Annotated in this window: 14 protein-coding genes; 5 read left to right on the top strand and 9 right to left on the bottom strand. The window is 58.7% G+C overall.

The window, feature by feature from the left end; genetic code table 11:
* Nucleotides 1–681: 681 nt before the first annotated feature.
* On the bottom strand, nucleotides 682–1,305 hold the full coding sequence (locus V2B23_RS06480; RefSeq protein ID WP_430949589.1) for a TetR family transcriptional regulator: 624 nt from the start codon (nucleotides 1,303–1,305) through the stop codon (nucleotides 682–684).
* 118 nt (nucleotides 1,306–1,423) lie between these two features.
* Here V2B23_RS06480 and V2B23_RS06475 point away from each other — a divergent pair, with 118 nt between their 5' ends.
* The gene (locus tag V2B23_RS06475) at nucleotides 1,424–2,251 is read left to right on the top strand and encodes an LLM class F420-dependent oxidoreductase (protein ID WP_430949588.1); all 828 of its coding nucleotides are present in this window, start codon (nucleotides 1,424–1,426) and stop codon (nucleotides 2,249–2,251) included.
* Nucleotides 2,252–2,262: 11 nt separating this feature from the next.
* Nucleotides 2,263–3,510, top strand: coding sequence for an MFS transporter (locus V2B23_RS06470; protein WP_430949587.1), 1,248 nt, complete (start codon nucleotides 2,263–2,265; stop codon nucleotides 3,508–3,510).
* Between the two features lie 228 nt (nucleotides 3,511–3,738).
* Here V2B23_RS06470 and V2B23_RS06465 read toward each other — a convergent pair whose 3' ends face one another.
* The 3 genes from V2B23_RS06465 to V2B23_RS06455 all read right to left on the bottom strand — a co-directional run bounded on the left by V2B23_RS06465 (nucleotide 3,739) and on the right by V2B23_RS06455 (nucleotide 8,013).
* The gene (locus V2B23_RS06465; RefSeq protein ID WP_430949586.1) at nucleotides 3,739–5,931 is read right to left on the bottom strand and encodes an MMPL family transporter; all 2,193 of its coding nucleotides are present in this window, start codon (nucleotides 5,929–5,931) and stop codon (nucleotides 3,739–3,741) included.
* Nucleotides 5,932–6,042: 111 nt separating this feature from the next.
* Entirely contained in the window at nucleotides 6,043–6,729 is a 687-nt protein-coding gene (locus V2B23_RS06460; RefSeq protein WP_430949745.1) for a response regulator, read from the bottom strand.
* A 15-nt stretch (nucleotides 6,730–6,744) separates the two neighbouring features.
* Nucleotides 6,745–8,013: a sensor histidine kinase gene (locus V2B23_RS06455; protein ID WP_430949585.1), complete on the bottom strand. Its 1,269-nt coding sequence runs from the start codon at nucleotides 8,011–8,013 to the stop codon at nucleotides 6,745–6,747.
* A gap of 77 nt (nucleotides 8,014–8,090) precedes the next feature.
* On the opposite strand from V2B23_RS06455, the gene V2B23_RS06450 reads away from it, so the two are divergent.
* From V2B23_RS06450 to V2B23_RS06440, 3 genes are read left to right on the top strand one after another with little or no spacing between them, the layout of a single operon-like run.
* Nucleotides 8,091–8,540, top strand: coding sequence for a nuclear transport factor 2 family protein (locus V2B23_RS06450; protein ID WP_045065181.1), 450 nt, complete (start codon nucleotides 8,091–8,093; stop codon nucleotides 8,538–8,540).
* A gap of 47 nt (nucleotides 8,541–8,587) precedes the next feature.
* Nucleotides 8,588–9,364 carry a glucose 1-dehydrogenase gene (locus tag V2B23_RS06445; protein WP_430949584.1) on the top strand — a complete coding sequence of 259 codons (777 nt, stop codon included), beginning with the start codon at nucleotides 8,588–8,590 and terminating at the stop codon, nucleotides 9,362–9,364.
* 6 nt (nucleotides 9,365–9,370) lie between these two features.
* Nucleotides 9,371–9,745, top strand: coding sequence for a nuclear transport factor 2 family protein (locus V2B23_RS06440; RefSeq protein ID WP_430949583.1), 375 nt, complete (start codon nucleotides 9,371–9,373; stop codon nucleotides 9,743–9,745).
* Between the two features lie 167 nt (nucleotides 9,746–9,912).
* On the opposite strand, the gene V2B23_RS06435 is transcribed toward V2B23_RS06440, so the two are convergent.
* The 5 genes from V2B23_RS06435 to V2B23_RS06415 form a co-directional block, all read right to left on the bottom strand.
* Nucleotides 9,913–10,275 (bottom strand): hypothetical protein, encoded by a 363-nt coding sequence (locus V2B23_RS06435; protein ID WP_430949582.1) that lies wholly within the window; start codon nucleotides 10,273–10,275, stop codon nucleotides 9,913–9,915.
* The gene (locus V2B23_RS06430) at nucleotides 10,272–11,015 is read right to left on the bottom strand and encodes an ABC transporter ATP-binding protein (protein WP_430949581.1); all 744 of its coding nucleotides are present in this window, start codon (nucleotides 11,013–11,015) and stop codon (nucleotides 10,272–10,274) included. The genes V2B23_RS06435 and V2B23_RS06430 overlap by 4 nt, the downstream gene beginning before the upstream one ends.
* Nucleotides 11,012–11,755 (bottom strand): ABC transporter ATP-binding protein, encoded by a 744-nt coding sequence (locus tag V2B23_RS06425; RefSeq protein ID WP_430949580.1) that lies wholly within the window; start codon nucleotides 11,753–11,755, stop codon nucleotides 11,012–11,014. Before V2B23_RS06425 ends, V2B23_RS06430 begins: the two co-directional genes overlap by 4 nt.
* On the bottom strand, nucleotides 11,748–14,000 hold the full coding sequence (locus V2B23_RS06420; protein WP_430949579.1) for an ABC transporter permease: 2,253 nt from the start codon (nucleotides 13,998–14,000) through the stop codon (nucleotides 11,748–11,750). Before V2B23_RS06420 ends, V2B23_RS06425 begins: the two co-directional genes overlap by 8 nt.
* Nucleotides 14,001–14,082: 82 nt before the next feature.
* On the bottom strand, nucleotides 14,083–15,507 hold the full coding sequence (locus V2B23_RS06415) for an ABC transporter substrate-binding protein (RefSeq protein ID WP_430949578.1): 1,425 nt from the start codon (nucleotides 15,505–15,507) through the stop codon (nucleotides 14,083–14,085).
* Between the last annotated feature and the right edge of the window lie 129 nt (nucleotides 15,508–15,636).

Here is a 15,636-nt window from a genome sequence, read left to right as displayed (position 1 = left end):
CGAACTCATCTTCCCGATAAACGGGAATCCGACAGACCCGAACCTGTGCCACAGCCAGGCGACGAACGCTGGCGCTCACACCCAAACACGCTCGTGAGGCGGACACACAAGCACGAGTCACCGAGAGAGCGTCAGAGCGGCAAACCAACTCCGGAAGCTCGGACACCACGTCCCACGGAAACTCGCTCCGATTCAATTTCGTGCTACTGACTTCCGCGTGAGACGGCTTATTACGGAAGGTTTCCATTCACCGGGAGAGCCCCTCGAATGACCGTTCGTTCAAGGGCTTTGATATGAGTATGCAGTCCTCTTACCTACTACTAGGGGTTGAGTTCGCCCGCCTCGACAAGTTGAGCCAAATCGGACTTGTATCGCAGATCGGCCTACGTGATTGTCCGAAGACCATCTCAGTTCTCGAATGTTCGTGAGGAGTGTGTCGTGAACAGTGTCGATCAGCCTGCACCCGTAGCAGTTTCGGTTAAGTCGAACGAACGCCGTCCGCGCGGATCGACGTTCTCGACCATTGGCGACCATGTGCGCAGAGCATTTCCTCGAGGCACCCATAGTCGGCGACGGCCTGTGAAGCAAGCCTCGTGGCCGAACCGAATCCATTCGTGCGTGCCTCATCACCAGAGTGCCTTCGACGACGGCCACTGTCCAGCAGCTGCAATCAGTCGAGTCTCATAGCGGGACTAGCGTACTCATAGCACTGTCCAACAGATCCGACATTCGGGTATCACCATTGTCGGCCAGCCATGCATCAGTCGCGATACCCAAGCATACGAGTGCAGAACTGACCAGCACCCGTGCCTCGAGATTCGCCACACCGGTCGGTCCTGCGGAGTGCCGTCGCACGACCTCGGGTATCAATGCTTCCTGCCAACCCAGTTGCCGTTCCCAATGGCGGGATTTGAGTTCAGGAGTTTCGCACAGCATTCGCCAATATGGCAGTTCCGATTCCGGGGACTGGTCGCGAGCCTCCACCATCACATCGAAACAACGCCTCAGCGCGAGCCACGACGATTCGCGCTCGGGCCGGCCTGCCAACCTGAGAGCAATCTGTTCACCCCACGTGTCCATGGACCCCAGCGCGATATCTTCCTTTGTACCGAAGTACCGGAAAACACTGGTTCTCGACAAACCTGCCTCAGCAGCAATCTGATCGACCGTGGTTTTGTCGAATCCACGCTCAGCGAAAAGCCGGCATGCAACCTCGCCCACCTCGACTCGCATCGCTTGACGCATCCGGTCTCGCAAACCCGGAACCTCCGGGGATCCCTCCGATGCACCTACGACACTCGCCATGGCGCAACTATACAGCGGTATCTTCTTGAAACTGAGTACCAAAATATTATGCAGTTCCAAATTGGAATGAAGTGTCGTAACGTCTACGGTTACCGACACCATCACGGAAGGCCCAAGAATGAAATACGGCGTTTCTACATTCCTGACCGACGAGAGCATCAGACCCACTGCATTGGGCACTGGCCTCGAAGAACGTGGCATCGACGCACTGTTCCTGGCCGAGCACACTCATATCCCCACGAGTTGGCAGTCACCGAGCCCAGACTTCACACTCGCTCGCGAGTACTACCGAACAGTTGACCCCTTTGTTGCCCTGGGCGCAGTTGCGGCAGTCACCAAGACCTTGCTGCTCGGCACCGGGATCGCGTTGGTAGCGCAACGCGACCCGATCATCACAGCGAAGGAAGTTGCCACTCTGGACTTGATCTCCGGCGGTCGGGCGGTCTTCGGAGTAGGGGCAGGGTGGCTCGAAGACGAGATGCGTAACCACGGTACGAATCCACGTAGTCGCGGACGCTTGATGGATGAGCGCATACGAGCAATCATCAAATTGTGGACAGAGGAAGAAGCGGGCTTTCACGGTGAACTCGTCAGCTTCGACCCGATCTACTCCTGGCCCAAGCCGGTCCAACTACCGCACCCTCCGATCTACGTCGGTGGGGTCAGTGAGAGAGCATTTGCGCGACTCGCCGAGTACGGGCAGGCATGGATGCCCATCGGCATTCCACCCCACGAACTCGGCATACAGATGGATCGTATGCGCCAAGTTACTGGAACAGACACGCCGGTAACAGTTTTCGGTGCATCTCACGACCGTGAATCGCTGGACATATACGCGGCGCTCGGCGTCGAGCGGGTACTGTTCACGCTGCCCACCCTTCCCCAGGATGCCACGCTCCGAGTACTTGACGAGTTCGCCGGGGCGATCTCCACCACCGCTCAGTAACCGTACTCACCATGACTCAGGAGAAATGCCCCTCAGAGCCAACCCGTATTCCGGCCGCCGGATTAGTTGAGCGCGCTGGTCATTCGCCTGGGAGCGCCGCTTACCGTCGCGCCGCGGTAGCACTTTTTGCCGCCGGAATGGCGACATTCATGACGCTGTATTACGTCCAAGGTTTGCTCCCGGTGTTTACCGAGCACTACGGGGTTTCTCCTGCTGCCTCCGCCCTGGCCGTCTCGGCGACAACAGCATTGCTGGCCTTCTCCATCGTTCCCGCCGGCATGCTGTCCGAACGATTCGGCCGTGTCCGAGTGATGTCGATCTCCGCATTGTCAGCAGCCTTCTTAGGACTGGTGCTGCCATGGAGCCCATCATTCGAGTTTTTTCTGGCAGGTCGTGCGCTGCAGGGAATGCTGTGCGCAGGTGTGCCTGCGGTAGCCATGGCATATCTGGCCGAGGAGATCGACGCTGGATCGCTCGGCGCTGCTATGGGCACGTACGTCGCCGGCACATCCATCGGCGGGCTCACCGGGCGACTGATCCCAACCATCGCAGTTGATCTCACAACGTGGAGATGGGCCATGGAGCTGACAACAATTGTCGCTCTCACGTTCGCGGTGACATTTACGAGGTTGATTCCGCCGTCCAAAAACTTTGCGCAACAACCCATCAAGCTTGCGATGACGGCTCGTCAGCTCAAAGCCCATCTGCAAGACGGTCCACTCCTTTGTCTGTTCGGTCTCGGATTCGTGTTGATGGGCGGCTTTATCACGGTCTACAACTACCTCGGTTACAGGTTGCTCGATGCCCCGTTCAATCTCCCGCCGACAGTGGTGGCACTGGTGTTCCTGATGTACCTCGCCGGCGCCGCGTCATCAGCAATCGCCGGCAGAATATCGGATTCCTGGGGCCGCGGATCTGTGTTGATCAGTCTATTAGCGCTAATGGGCGCAGGACTCGCCATCAGCCTGGCTGACAACTTGTCCGCCGTTCTGATCGGCGTCCTGCTGCTTACGATCGGCTTCTTCGGCGCCCACTCGATCTCCAGCAGCTGGGTAAGCGCCAGAGCGTCGCGCAATCGAGCCGGCGCCTCTTCCCTCTACCTGCTCAGCTACTACCTCGGCAGCTCCGTAGTTGGCGCTCTGGGAGGAATCGCTTTCGCGTATGCCGGCTGGAACGGCCTGGTGATCTATGTGGGCGCATTTCTGTTGATCGGCGCTGTGTTGACTGCCGTTCTGGTGCAAACGACCCGAGCGCGTTGACGATGCCACCGAGGAAGATCGAGTTGGTCTGTGTAAGAACGGCATCCGTGAGAACATCTGCAGATCCGTCACCCGTGCAATCAACCTCACGGATCACGGTCAGTACGGATCAGCTCGTGCGAATGCTCTGTGGAACGCCGAAGCAGGATCGACATTACCCATAGGGCGCCGATCCTGCCTGTCGATGCTGTCAGTGCGCCTGAGGTAAATTCAAACGTCAAGCCGCATCTACGTTTGCATCGCGCGCCTCGGTGCGCGCTCGTTCTTTGGTTCTACGTCGAGATCATGTCCTTCGGCATCGATCTCGGGCAAGATACGATCCAATTTGGCCGGCAACCACCACGAATTGCTCCCGATCAGCGACATCGCTGCCGGCACGATGATCATTCGAACAACGAAGGCATCCGTGATGACACCAACCGTCAGCGCGAGAGCGATCGAACCGACGAGACTGTCACCGCTCAACATGAATCCACCGAAAACCGCGGCCATGATGGTTGCTGCTGCTACCACCACAGGCCCTGAGCGCGCGAAACCATCAATGACGGCTTCCTTCGTACTGAGGCCGCGCACATGTGCCTCATGGATCCGCGACACCAAAAACACTTGATAGTCCATAGCGAGACCGAAGAGAATACCCACAACGATGACCGGCAAGAAGCTGAGAATCGGTGCACCCTCCGATACTCCGAATAGACCTCCGAGCCAACCCCATTGGAAGACCGCAACAGACGCCCCCATTCCTGCACCCAGTGACAAGAGGAATCCGACGGTTGCTACCAACGGCACAAAGAATGACCGGAACAGCACCGTGAGGAGAACGAACGCAAGGCCCACGATCAGGGCGATATACATGATCAACGCCGTGTGCAATTTGGCGTCGACGTCAATTGAGACAGCAGTCTCTCCGGTCACAGCCACCGAGGCATCAGGTATACCTGATACTGCCGCGCGGATTTCCTTGACCAAATCGGCTGTGCGTTGATCGTTCGGCCCGCCTTCGGATATGACGTTGATCATCGCTGCGGTGTTGTCTCCATTGATGATCACCGGAGACAGTGACGCCAAGTACGGCACGCCCGAGATCGCATCGATAGCCCGAGAGCCGGCCGTGCCGGCATAGTCGCTCTCCACCAGCACCACCATCGGACTCTGCGAACCTGCACCGAATCCCTCGGAGATCAAGTCATAGGCTTGTCGCTGAGACGAATTGGGGTCCGCCCCTCCGGGTGTGTTCAGCGAGGTATTGAGCGAAAACACCGGAACCGACAATGCTACGAGAGCCACGACGGCCGGAATCAGGAGTCGCTTCGGTTTGTGGGCAACGAGAGCGCCCCAGCGTTCGTAGAATGTCGGAGTCGTGGAGTCCTTGACCGAGACCGACCTACTGTCTGTGTCGCGGTGCTTACGGGGAAGCACTCGGCGCCCGACGGTCACCAGAATGACTGGCAAAAGCGTCAAAGACACAGCGACAGCCACAATTACCCCGAAAGCAGCAGCCAATCCCATTTCGGTAAGGAACGGGATCCCTACGACGCTCAACCCTGCCAGTGCGATCACGACTGTTGCACCGGCGAAGACCACCGCCGAACCCGCAGTGCCGACTGCACGTGAGACCGACTCCAATACCGATTTTCCTTCGCGCAGTTCAGAGCGGAAGCGGGCCAGCACGAATAGTGTGTAGTCGATTCCGACTGCAAGCCCGAGCATTACCGCCAAGATCGGAGTTGTCGGCTGAATCGGCGCCATCGCGGAATAGGCCAACACACCACAGATTCCGACAGCAACACCGATGAGCGCAGTGAGCATGTTCACTCCGGCTGCAACAAGCGAGCCGTACGTGATCATCAGGACAAGGAAGGCAATCGCAACACCGATGATCTCACTCGGACCGAACAGATGGGGTCCTTCGACTCCTAGGTCTCCTCCCACGATGACGTCAATACCTTGCACTGAACCTCGAGCAGCTACCTGCTCGAGACGGTCCTGCAATTCCCCTTTGTCAGCGTCATCGGTGAGAGTGTAGGTAACGGTGGAGACTGCCGTCTCCCCATCGGCGGATACACGAAATGTTCTGTCGCTAAGCGGATTCGTCGCCATCACTACGTCTTGAACTTGCCCTAACGCAGCTACGGTATCTGTGACGGCTGCCGAAAGTGCGGGGTCACTCAACGGGCCATTCGCATGGAAGACAACCTCGAGACTGGTGACATCGCCCCCGCTCGACGTTGGGAACTTCTCCGTGAGTGTATCGAGGGCGTCACTCGATTCGGTACCAGGGATTTCGAAGCTATCCGCGTTGGTTTGCGGACCTGACATCAACCCGACGAGCACCGCAGCCATGATTGCCACCCATGCAGCCAAGACAGTTTTGCGGTGGGTAGCACTGAAAGTGCCCAATCTGTACAACAATCGACCCATTTCAATCCTTCTCTACGACAGCAACAGAACTGTCTTCAAGGATCGTCGAGAAGGAATATTGCGGCGTCGTCCCTGCGCAGTATCCATGTACTGCACACGCAGTACGTCTCGCTAGCCGCCCTCACAATCAGAGGGGGGAACAAGACCGCTACGGTATGCGATCACGACAAGTCCGGACCGATCCGTCACACCCAGTTTCATCATCGCCCTGTTGACATGAGTCTTGACCGTGTATTGGGAGATTGTCAGTTCATCTGCAATTTCGACGTTTGTAAGACCCCGGCCAACCATTTTCAGCACTTCTCGCTCACGCTGAGTCAGATCTTCGACGCCGGGATAAATTGCGATAGAAGGCATTTGACTAGAAGCGGTTGCGTTCAAGTACTGAACCACACTGGTCGCGGCGGTGGTGGACAACCAGCTTCCGCCACTGGCAACAGTACGCACTGCCTCGACAAGCGTCTCCTGGGGAGCCGTCTTCCCGATAAACCCATTGGCTCCTTTTTGGAGTGCAGTCACCACATTCTGATCGTTTTCAAAGGTGGTCAGGACGAGAATTCTTGTATCCGCAAGAAGTGGATCTGCCCGCATCGTGTCGATAGCCCATAGACCATCCCTGCGGGGCATTCTGAGGTCGAGCACAACGACCGAGGGAAGCACGACTTGAGCCAAGGCCACAGCTTCGTCTCCATTTCCCGCCTCCCCTACCACCGAAACATCCTCTGCGACTTCGAGAAGCTCGCACAAACTGGCCCGGATTGCAGGTTGATCATCGACGACGAGAACTCGTACAGACATCACAGTGCGAGAAGTCTACGCCGAGTGATGACGACGCCGAGGGGGAAAGACTGCTCGCAGAGTGAAGACGCGCCCATCGTCGACAATATCGAGGCTGCCCCCGACCGCCTGAACCCTCTCCCTCATACCGACCAACCCCAATCCACTCGCCTCGGTCTGTTCGATTCGGGGCGCCGTGCAGTTGCGCACGGTTACCGTGATCTCGGCATTCGTCCCGAAGTTCACGTTAACCTCTGCCCTCCCGATTCCGTGCTTGTAGGCGTTCGTTAATGCCTCCTGCACAACGCGATACACGGCCAGGTCGACCGAGGGGGGAATATCTGGCGGCGGAACACCCTCGACGCCCAAACGAGGAGGGTTCTCCAGTAGCGCGAACGACTGCACCAGTTGGCCGAGATCGGAAGAGCCAACGTCAGCCGGCGCCAATGCCTCACTCTGATCAGAGCCCATATCCCGGAGCACTTGCAGGATGTCTTGCATCTCGAGGATGACGGAATGAGTGGAATCGCCTGCTTGCACGAGAGCGCTCTCCACATCAGCGGAGGCACCACCGAGGCGCGCCCGCGCGAGATTGATCTGCATTCCGACCACCGTGATGTGATGTGCAACGACATCGTGCAATTCGCGCGCAATTCGCAGCCGTTCTTCTGCAACGCGTCGCAGAGCAGTTTCCTCCTTGGTTCGCTCGGCTCGGGCGGCACGATCTACGACACTTGCCACATACAGTCTCTGCGACTGAATGGCCGCACCGAGCGACGCTACTACCGCCGCCCACAAGGCGTAGACCAGTACCGTCAATGTGGCGATCGACAAGCGCGCACCCAGAATATGCGCCGCGCAGAGGGACCCACCAACCCAAAGCACGTAGATCAAGGCTTCGGATCTGGGTCGTGCGACTGACATGTCGAACAGCCACACGTACGCCATCACAATGACAGTGACGGCCTTTGGGTCGGCGAACATCTCGTTGGCGCAGATCCCGAGCACAAAGCCCGCACAGACTAGCTTAGGTGGGACGGTCTTCACCGAGACCAGCACGCAGGCTGCGACAGTGAGCAGCAATGTCACTCCGACGAAGCGACCGTCCAGCCCCATCGAGACTATTTCGACCATTGCCGTCGCGTAGCCAATCAGCTTCGGCAACTTACCCACGGGATCTGCTCTGACATCGAACCAGTCCACCACTGCACGCATACTGTCGATCATGCCACTCTGAAAACTGACGCCTGCCTCATCGTGAACACGGGCGTTCCCGAATTCCTCCATCTGAATGGGAGGGATCATAACGCGTACAACATCATTCGACCTACCCTCGCAAGGGTGGTGGATGAATCCAACACCGCTCAAGAGGAGGAAGTGCAATGAACAGCGTCGCAGAAGACGAACGCCAGATCTACCGCAAGATCATCCAAATCGCGCGGGCAATGGACGAGAGAGACTGGTCCACGATCGAAGCGATCGCTGCTCCCGATGCAACCGGCGACTTCGGAAACGGACAACTGACCTCTGCTGAAGAAATTGTTGCTCTACTCCGTTCATTCCTCGACGAGTGCGGCCCCACCCAGCACCTGATCGGAAACGTCTTGATCGAAGTCGACGGAGATAAAGCCACGAGTAGGGCGTATGTAGCAGATATGCACCTCGGCACAGGACACCTCGAGGGACAGTACTTTCGAACGTTGGGCGACTACCACGACTCGTGGTCGAGAATCGCGAGCGGTTGGAAGCTCACTCGACGTTGCAAAATTCACACAGGGACAATGGGCAACATTGAAGTTCTGGCACACGCAATACCCTCTCCCCCAATCTAATCAGAGCCAAAAAGAGTAGTGAAATTTCTCTAGGAGGTAACGTCACGATGAACGCACTGACCAACAAGACTGTCATCATTACCGGCGGTGCACAAGGGATGGGGGCCGCCACCGCAAAGCTGCTCACTGAGCAGGGCGCTCGCGTAGTGGTCGCCGATGTCGCCGAGGAACCCGGAAAGTCACTGGTGGCAAAACTCGGAGATACGGCTTCGTTCTTCCGACTCGATGTCACAAGCGAAAGCGATTGGCAGGCTGCGCTTCTTCACACTCTCGAGCATCATGGCACCGTGACTTCTCTCGTCAACAATGCGGGCATCAACTACTTCAGCGGTGTGTTGGACATCGAGGAGGAAAAGGTGATGCGACTGCTGTCGATCAACGTCCTCGGCGCCATGCTCGGCGTGAAAACCATTGCGCCCGCTATCAAACAGGCTGGATCGGGTGGTGCAATTGTCAACATTTCATCACTGGACGGACTGAGGGCAGTAAACGGTCTCAGCGCATACGTAGCCAGCAAGTGGGCGCTTCGCGGGTTGACCAAAGCACAAGCACTCGAATTGGGCCCTGACATTCGAGTCAATTCAGTTCATCCAGGCGGCGTTAATACACAGTTGGGTAATCCGACAGGCATCACCGGGGCGGAACTCAACCAGCCGTACACTCGAGTTCCACTTCGCCGAATCGGTGAACCGAATGAGATTGCCGCCGCGACTGCGTTTCTCATCAGCGACGCGGCCAGTTACATGACCGGGTCTGAACTTGCAGTCGATGGCGGTTGGACTGCCGGCTACTACCACGCCGGGCTTCCCGGCGGACCGGAGTGAACTGACATGCCCACACACGAAGAGATCGAAAAGATCATCCGCAGGTATCTGAGTGCGGCTGCGATGGGAACAGGCGAAGAGATCGCCGATTTGTACTCCCCGGAGGCAACTGTCGAGGACCCGGTTGGCACACCCGCACACGTGGGACGTGATCAGATCGTCGAGTTCTACCAATCGGTCAGAGGCGGAGAACGCGAGATCGAGCTACTGACACTTCGCATCGCGGCCAATACCGCTGCGTTTCATTTCCGTGTGACCACCAAGATAGACGATACGACCGTTGTCGTCGAACCCATAGACCTCATGACATTCGACGACGATGCGCGCATTGTGTCGATGAAAGCCATCTGGTCACCATCGGACCTACAAACACAAGGATGACCGTCACTGGATCCGCTGATCAGTGCCAGTAGTGTGTACATGCCCGACTTACGTTAATCGATTGCCCTCCGGCTTTTCCCACACTAACCAGATACGAACCCCCGTATAGAAAGCCAAGAAAGTGCCCGCCACGGTTTCCGTGGCGGGCCTTTTCGGTTGAGCGTGGTTCAGATGCGGGTGTTCAGTGCCTGTGCGATCTGATCGGTCTGGGCCTGGCCTTCGAGGAGCTGACGCACCAGCCACAACCGCAGAACCTTCGCGACGGACGCGGCGATGAACATCGCTGCTCCGATGACCGTCAACGCCAGGAACGCGACCGCCAAGATCTGGTACGACGCGATGTTGCGCAGATCCGATTCCGTGAGCGAGGAAATGTAGAGGACAAACGCGCCGACCACTCCCACCACCATCAGGATCAGGCCGCCGAACAGTGTTTTCGCGTCGCCGCCGGACTGTCCCTTGTCGAGTTTGAGGTCGGTGATGTTCTTCTTGAACTCATCACGGCGATCTTCAACTGTAGTCATCGTCATCCTCCTAGATAGCTGGTAGAAAGTTCTTCTTCGATCTCATGCGGGTCGCCGACCCGAGTAACGCGACCCTGCAACATCAACGCCGCCGACGTCGCGATCGGCAACACCGCCCGCGCGAACTGCTCCGCCACGAGGATGGAAATACCTTCCGCGGCAAGTGAACCCACCACGTCGTACATTTGCGAGACAATTCGAGGTGCCAAACCCATCGACAACTCGTCGAGTAGCAACACCGTCGGATGAGTGCCCAGTGCCCGCGAGAGTGCGAGCATCTGCTGCTCACCGCCCGACATCGAACCCGCCAACTGACTCCGACGCTCCCCCAGGATCGGGAACCGTGTGTAGGCAACCTCTTCCAGGTCGGCGAGCGAGGCTCCGGTTCCGGTGGCGATCCACAGGTTCTCCCGCACCGACAGGTTCGCGAAGATCCCGCGGCCTTCCGGGATGGAGCACACACCCAATCGGGCGAGTTCGGACGCCTCGATACCGTTGACGACCCGTCCGGCGAGCTTGAACTCACCGCGTGTGAGCGGCAGGACACCGGAGCACACCTTCAACGTCGAGGTTTTTCCGCCGCCGTTGGGGCCGAGCAATGCCACGACGGCGCCGGGCTGCAGGACGAGGTCCACGCCGTGCAGGACTTCGATGGAGCCGTAACCGGCACGCACACCCGATAATTCGAGCAACGGCTCCGCGCGGCCCGCGTCGGCCGCTGCCGGGTCGATCGTTGCTGCGGTCATACTGCTTCCTCCTCGGTGCCGATGTACGCGGCGATCACGTCCGGGTCGGTGCGGATCTTCTCCGGATCACCCGAGGCCAACACCGCTCCGTAGTCGAGCACGTGAATCGTCGAGCACACCTTCATCACCAACGGAATATCGTGCTCCACCAGACAAATCCCCAAACCCCCGGCTGCGAGGTCGGTGAGCATCTGCGCGAACACCTCCGTTTCCTGCTCCGTCTGACCGGATGCCGGCTCGTCGAGAAGCAGAATCCGCGGATTCGTCATCAGGGCCCGCGCCACCTCCACCACGCGGGCGCGGCCGGTGGGGATGTCGGAGACATCTTTGTCCGCCACATCCTTCAGGCCGGTCAGCTCGAGCAGTCGATCCGTTTCGGCGTCGACGTCGATCTTGTTGCCGCTGTTCGCTTTGTGGATGTCCCCGGCGACGCGCAGGTTGTCACGCACCGACAACGAGACGAACAACTCGAGACGCTGGAACGTGCGCGCCAAACCTTTGTTGGCGCGTTTGTGCGGCGCCAACTTCGTCACGTCCACCCCGTCGAGGAAGACCTGTCCGGACGTCGGTTTCTGCAATCCGGTGATGGTGTTGAACAGGGTGGTCTTCCCGGCGCCGTTCGGGCCGATCAACCCGGTCACCGTTCCCGGAGCCACCGTCAGGGAAACATCCTTGACGGCCACGTGACCACCGAAACGTACCGTGACACCACGAGTTTCGAGCAAAGGTGTCTCAGACATGAGCGGCCAACTCCTTTTCGGACTTGTCGAGGTCGATGCCGAGTTCGCGGTCGAGTTCCTCGCGGACCTCGTCGCTGTACGGGACGTCGATCCCGACCTCCTCGGGCACCAGCGTCTTCTTCGCCGCCAACTCGTCGGGGGTGAGAACTGCGCCCGGCATGACCATTTCACCGATCACCGGCAACAGGAACACCACCGCGATGGTGATGGAGGCAAACCACCAGTTCCCGAGCACCCCGGTCAGGGCCAGCAGGTACGTCACCGCGATCACGGCTGCGCCGCCGTAGAAGACCGGTTTGGCGTTCATCAACCGGCGGTACCCTTCGACGACCTGGTGGATGGTGCCACTGGGGTTCGCGCCGACACCGATACCGATCAACGCCGGGCTCACCGCGGCAATGTTGCCCAGCAGCAACCACATTCCCTCGAGCTCCGGCTGCGCCGACGCGAGATTGGTGAACGAGACCATGATGACGGCAAAACCGATACCCGCCATCAAACCACCGAACAGTGCGCCACTGACGTAACCGATTCCGGCGACGACGGTGAGCATCAACAGCGACAGCGAGACCATGATCGCGAAACTTTCCCCCGAGACCGAGCCCATCGCGCTCGACATCAGGATCCCGCCCAATCCGGCGATGCCGGAGGAGATCATGAACACGCTCAGCTTGAGCCGCACCAACGATTGGCCGAGCATCGCCGAACCGGCGGGGCTGTCCTTCATCGCCGCGAGACGACGCCCGTAACCGCTGTTGCGCAACGCGATCACTCCGACACCGAGCACGGAGAACAGTGCGGTCACGGTCATCAGGAACACCGTGTCGTTGCTGAGATCGAGCGGCCCGACCTTGAGCGGCGGGATCGCGATATTGCCGTCCTTGAACAGCGAGTACCGGATGCCGAACATCTCGTGTTCGGTGGTATCACGCAAAACCATGTTCGAGAGGAACACACCGAACGCCATCGTCGCGAGCGCCAGATACAACCCGCGCAGACGCAGCGCCGGCAACGCGACGAGGCCACCGATGACGGCAGTGACGAGCACGCCGACGATGATGCCCCACAGGTTCAGATGCGCCGCCAACCCACTACCGGAAATCCCGAAATGGAACGCCACGATGGTGGCAATCGCACCGAAAGAGACCGGCGCCAAGTTCAATTCACCCGCATACCCGGTCAACAACGTCAGCGAGAGCGCGATGATCGCGAACGTCATACCGATCGTCAACGTCGTGATCGCCGACGTCACCATCAGAAGACGCAGCAGATACACGATCACGATCAGCGCGACACCCCAGATGACGGCCTTGCGGACCGACGGCACGTGATACCGCTCGCGGGTACGGGTCACCGCGCCGCGCAGACGGTCCTGCGGCAGCACGATCAACACCACGAACAGCGCGATCATCGGCAGCGAGACACGGAAATTCGACGTCCAACTCCAACTCGTCGGGAAGTACGCCAACACGTACGTCCCCGCCAAACCGAGAACCACAGCGCCGACAAACGTACGCGGAATACTGCGCAACCGACCGAACATCGCCGCAGCGAACGCGTCGATCACCAACAACGTCAACATGTTCGCCTCGAGGGTGCCGCCGCTGATCGGGGTGATCAAAATACCCGCCAACACCGCCAACGTCGAACCCATCGCCCACGACAACGCCGCCAAGCGTTCCGGGTTATGACCGTTCAGACGCAACAAATCCGGATCGTCGACCACACCGCGCATCGCGACACCCGCGCGGGATTTGGTGAACAAGATCCGCAGACCCACCGCGATACCGATCGCAACAAGGATACAAATCAACTCGTGATAACGGATGCTCGCACCGAACACCGTGATCTTCGACTGATCACCGAAGAACATCTGCATCGTCCGCGCGGTCTCCGGATGCCAGAACCAATGCGAAATCGAGAGCATACCCAGCAGGATCGACACCGTGACAACAATTTTGGTGACCTCCGCCGTATCGCGCAGGCCCTTCATGATCAGCACATACAGGCCCAGCCCCATCAACGGACCGACCACAACCAAAGAAATCAACAGCGCAACCACGGTCGGAAGTTCCCACCCGTACCGCAACTGCCAATAGATGAACGCACCCAGCATCGCCTGAGCGCCATGCGCGAAATTGAAAATTCCGGACGTGTTGTACGTGAGCACCAACCCGGAAGCGGCGATCGCATACACCGACCCCAGGACCAAACCCAAGATCGTGAAAGTGACAAAAGTGTTCATAACTGAACCCTCGTTAGGGGAGGAAAGGTGGCACGCTGCGCGCACTCGAGGCACACGGAGCGCGCCACCTACCTCAGGTGAATCAGGACTGCGGCTTGATCACATTCGCGTTCTGATAGAGGGTCGCCACACGATCAGCCCCCAGATCGGTGCCCCACGTGCTCTTGTCGGTTGCGATCAGATACTTCGGGTCGCACTTGAACTCGGCAGCGGTGTCCGGGAATGACTGCGCATACGTTCCGCCAGTCAATCCCACCATCAACCCGCACGAAGCCGGCATGTTCTTGCCCGGATCGGTAGCGGCATGCAACCCACCGCCGGTCCAATCGTGGATCGACGACAGTTCGTTAACCATGCACTGACGCGTCAGATCAGATCCGCACTTATCCGCCGCAGTGGCCCAGAGCAGGAACGACGAAGCCGACTGCATACCGAGCAGCGCAATCTTTCCGTTCTCTTCCGAAACGAGGTCGACGTACTTCTGTACCGCCGGAACCTTGTCCGCATTCTCGATCAACGGGAAGATCGAACCCGCGCTGAGGTTGTCGAGCAGTCCGGTGTCCTTGTTCCAGGCGGCAACTCCTGAGTCATACCAGGTAGCCTCACCGGCGAAGATCGGATCGATACCAACCTGATCGAGCGACTTGATGAAATTCAGTTCTGCTGGCACCGGCGAACGAGAAGTCCACAAACCCTTGACACCACAGGCTTTGAACTTCTCGGCAAACGGAAGGTAACTCGCCTCCCCCTCGTAGTTCAGGGTCACACCGCAGTCCTTGAGCTTGAAGCCCGCAGCCTCAGCCATCGAGCGCACCTTGGTGGACGCCGTAATGATCGACGGAATTGTGCTGTTCACGATGTCGAAGTCGTTCAGCGTATCGGGGTGCATTTCTGCCATCTGGAACCATGCCGACGCGTTGGCGTAGTCGACGGGGAACGGGACACCCTGATAGGTCATCGGTCCGTTGGCGGCAACCGGCGACACCGTGAATCCGGGAACCGCAACCAAGTTGCAGGCCACACGGGTCTGCTCCGACGTCTGGTCCATCGCAAATCCGTGGCCAACCATCATGAACTGGCTACCGCAGGCTTCCTGCATAACCGAGTTCGCCTGCATGAGCGCTGCGTCGTAATCGGTGCCGACAACCTTGCGGCCGTTGATGCCACCCTGATCGTTGCACCAGGAGATGAGGGCGTTGACCGCGTCACTCATCTCCTTGTTCAGCCCCGGAGCTTGCGCGTACCCGCGATCGTCCCCGAAACCGATCTTGATCTCGGTGTCGCTGACACCCTGATCCGTCGCGCCCTTTGCATCCCCGTCGCCGCACGGTGAGTCCAGAGTTCCGAACTTCGCATCGGAACTGCTCGACGCAGCATCGGCTGTTGCAGCTGATCCACCACTCGATGTAGCCGACGGGTCGTCGCCGCGATCCGACGAACAGGCAGACGCCAGGACGGCGGTCACAGCAAGTGCCACAACCAACTTCGTCGTCTTGTTGGGTTTCACGATATCGCTCTCCTCATTGTCGACTCGACCCGGCGATATCCGGACAGCGAGTCAGCTTCGGTATGCAGTTCGGCGAGCGTAAACGCGTCACACTGCGCAAATTCGCTAGTCTCCCGACTATCGGGAGAC

It is taken from the genome of Rhodococcus sp. 24CO, from assembly GCF_050586165.1.
GTDB lineage: Bacteria > Actinomycetota > Actinomycetes > Mycobacteriales > Mycobacteriaceae > Rhodococcus_F.
The sequence above is the reverse complement of the archived record's forward strand: the minus strand, read 5'-3'. Positions and strand labels throughout refer to the sequence as shown.

Bases quoted from the DNA above. Each gene is read 5' to 3' on its own strand.
- V2B23_RS06450 (WP_045065181.1), top strand. From the start codon at position 8,091: ATGAACAGCGTCGCAGAAGACGAACGCCAGATCTACCGCAAGATCATC.
- V2B23_RS06420 (WP_430949579.1), bottom strand. From the start codon at position 14,000: ATGAACACTTTTGTCACTTTCACGATCTTGGGTTTGGTCCTGGGGTCG.
- V2B23_RS06435 (WP_430949582.1), bottom strand. From the start codon at position 10,275: ATGACGATGACTACAGTTGAAGATCGCCGTGATGAGTTCAAGAAGAAC.
- V2B23_RS06470 (WP_430949587.1), top strand. From the start codon at position 2,263: ATGACTCAGGAGAAATGCCCCTCAGAGCCAACCCGTATTCCGGCCGCC.
- V2B23_RS06460 (WP_430949745.1), bottom strand. From the start codon at position 6,729: ATGTCTGTACGAGTTCTCGTCGTCGATGATCAACCTGCAATCCGGGCC.
- V2B23_RS06455 (WP_430949585.1), bottom strand. From the start codon at position 8,013: ATGATCCCTCCCATTCAGATGGAGGAATTCGGGAACGCCCGTGTTCAC.
- V2B23_RS06465 (WP_430949586.1), bottom strand. From the start codon at position 5,931: ATGGGTCGATTGTTGTACAGATTGGGCACTTTCAGTGCTACCCACCGC.
- V2B23_RS06430 (WP_430949581.1), bottom strand. From the start codon at position 11,015: ATGACCGCAGCAACGATCGACCCGGCAGCGGCCGACGCGGGCCGCGCG.
- V2B23_RS06475 (WP_430949588.1), top strand. From the start codon at position 1,424: ATGAAATACGGCGTTTCTACATTCCTGACCGACGAGAGCATCAGACCC.
- V2B23_RS06445 (WP_430949584.1), top strand. From the start codon at position 8,588: ATGAACGCACTGACCAACAAGACTGTCATCATTACCGGCGGTGCACAA.
- V2B23_RS06425 (WP_430949580.1), bottom strand. From the start codon at position 11,755: ATGTCTGAGACACCTTTGCTCGAAACTCGTGGTGTCACGGTACGTTTC.
- V2B23_RS06440 (WP_430949583.1), top strand. From the start codon at position 9,371: ATGCCCACACACGAAGAGATCGAAAAGATCATCCGCAGGTATCTGAGT.
- V2B23_RS06480 (WP_430949589.1), bottom strand. From the start codon at position 1,305: ATGGCGAGTGTCGTAGGTGCATCGGAGGGATCCCCGGAGGTTCCGGGT.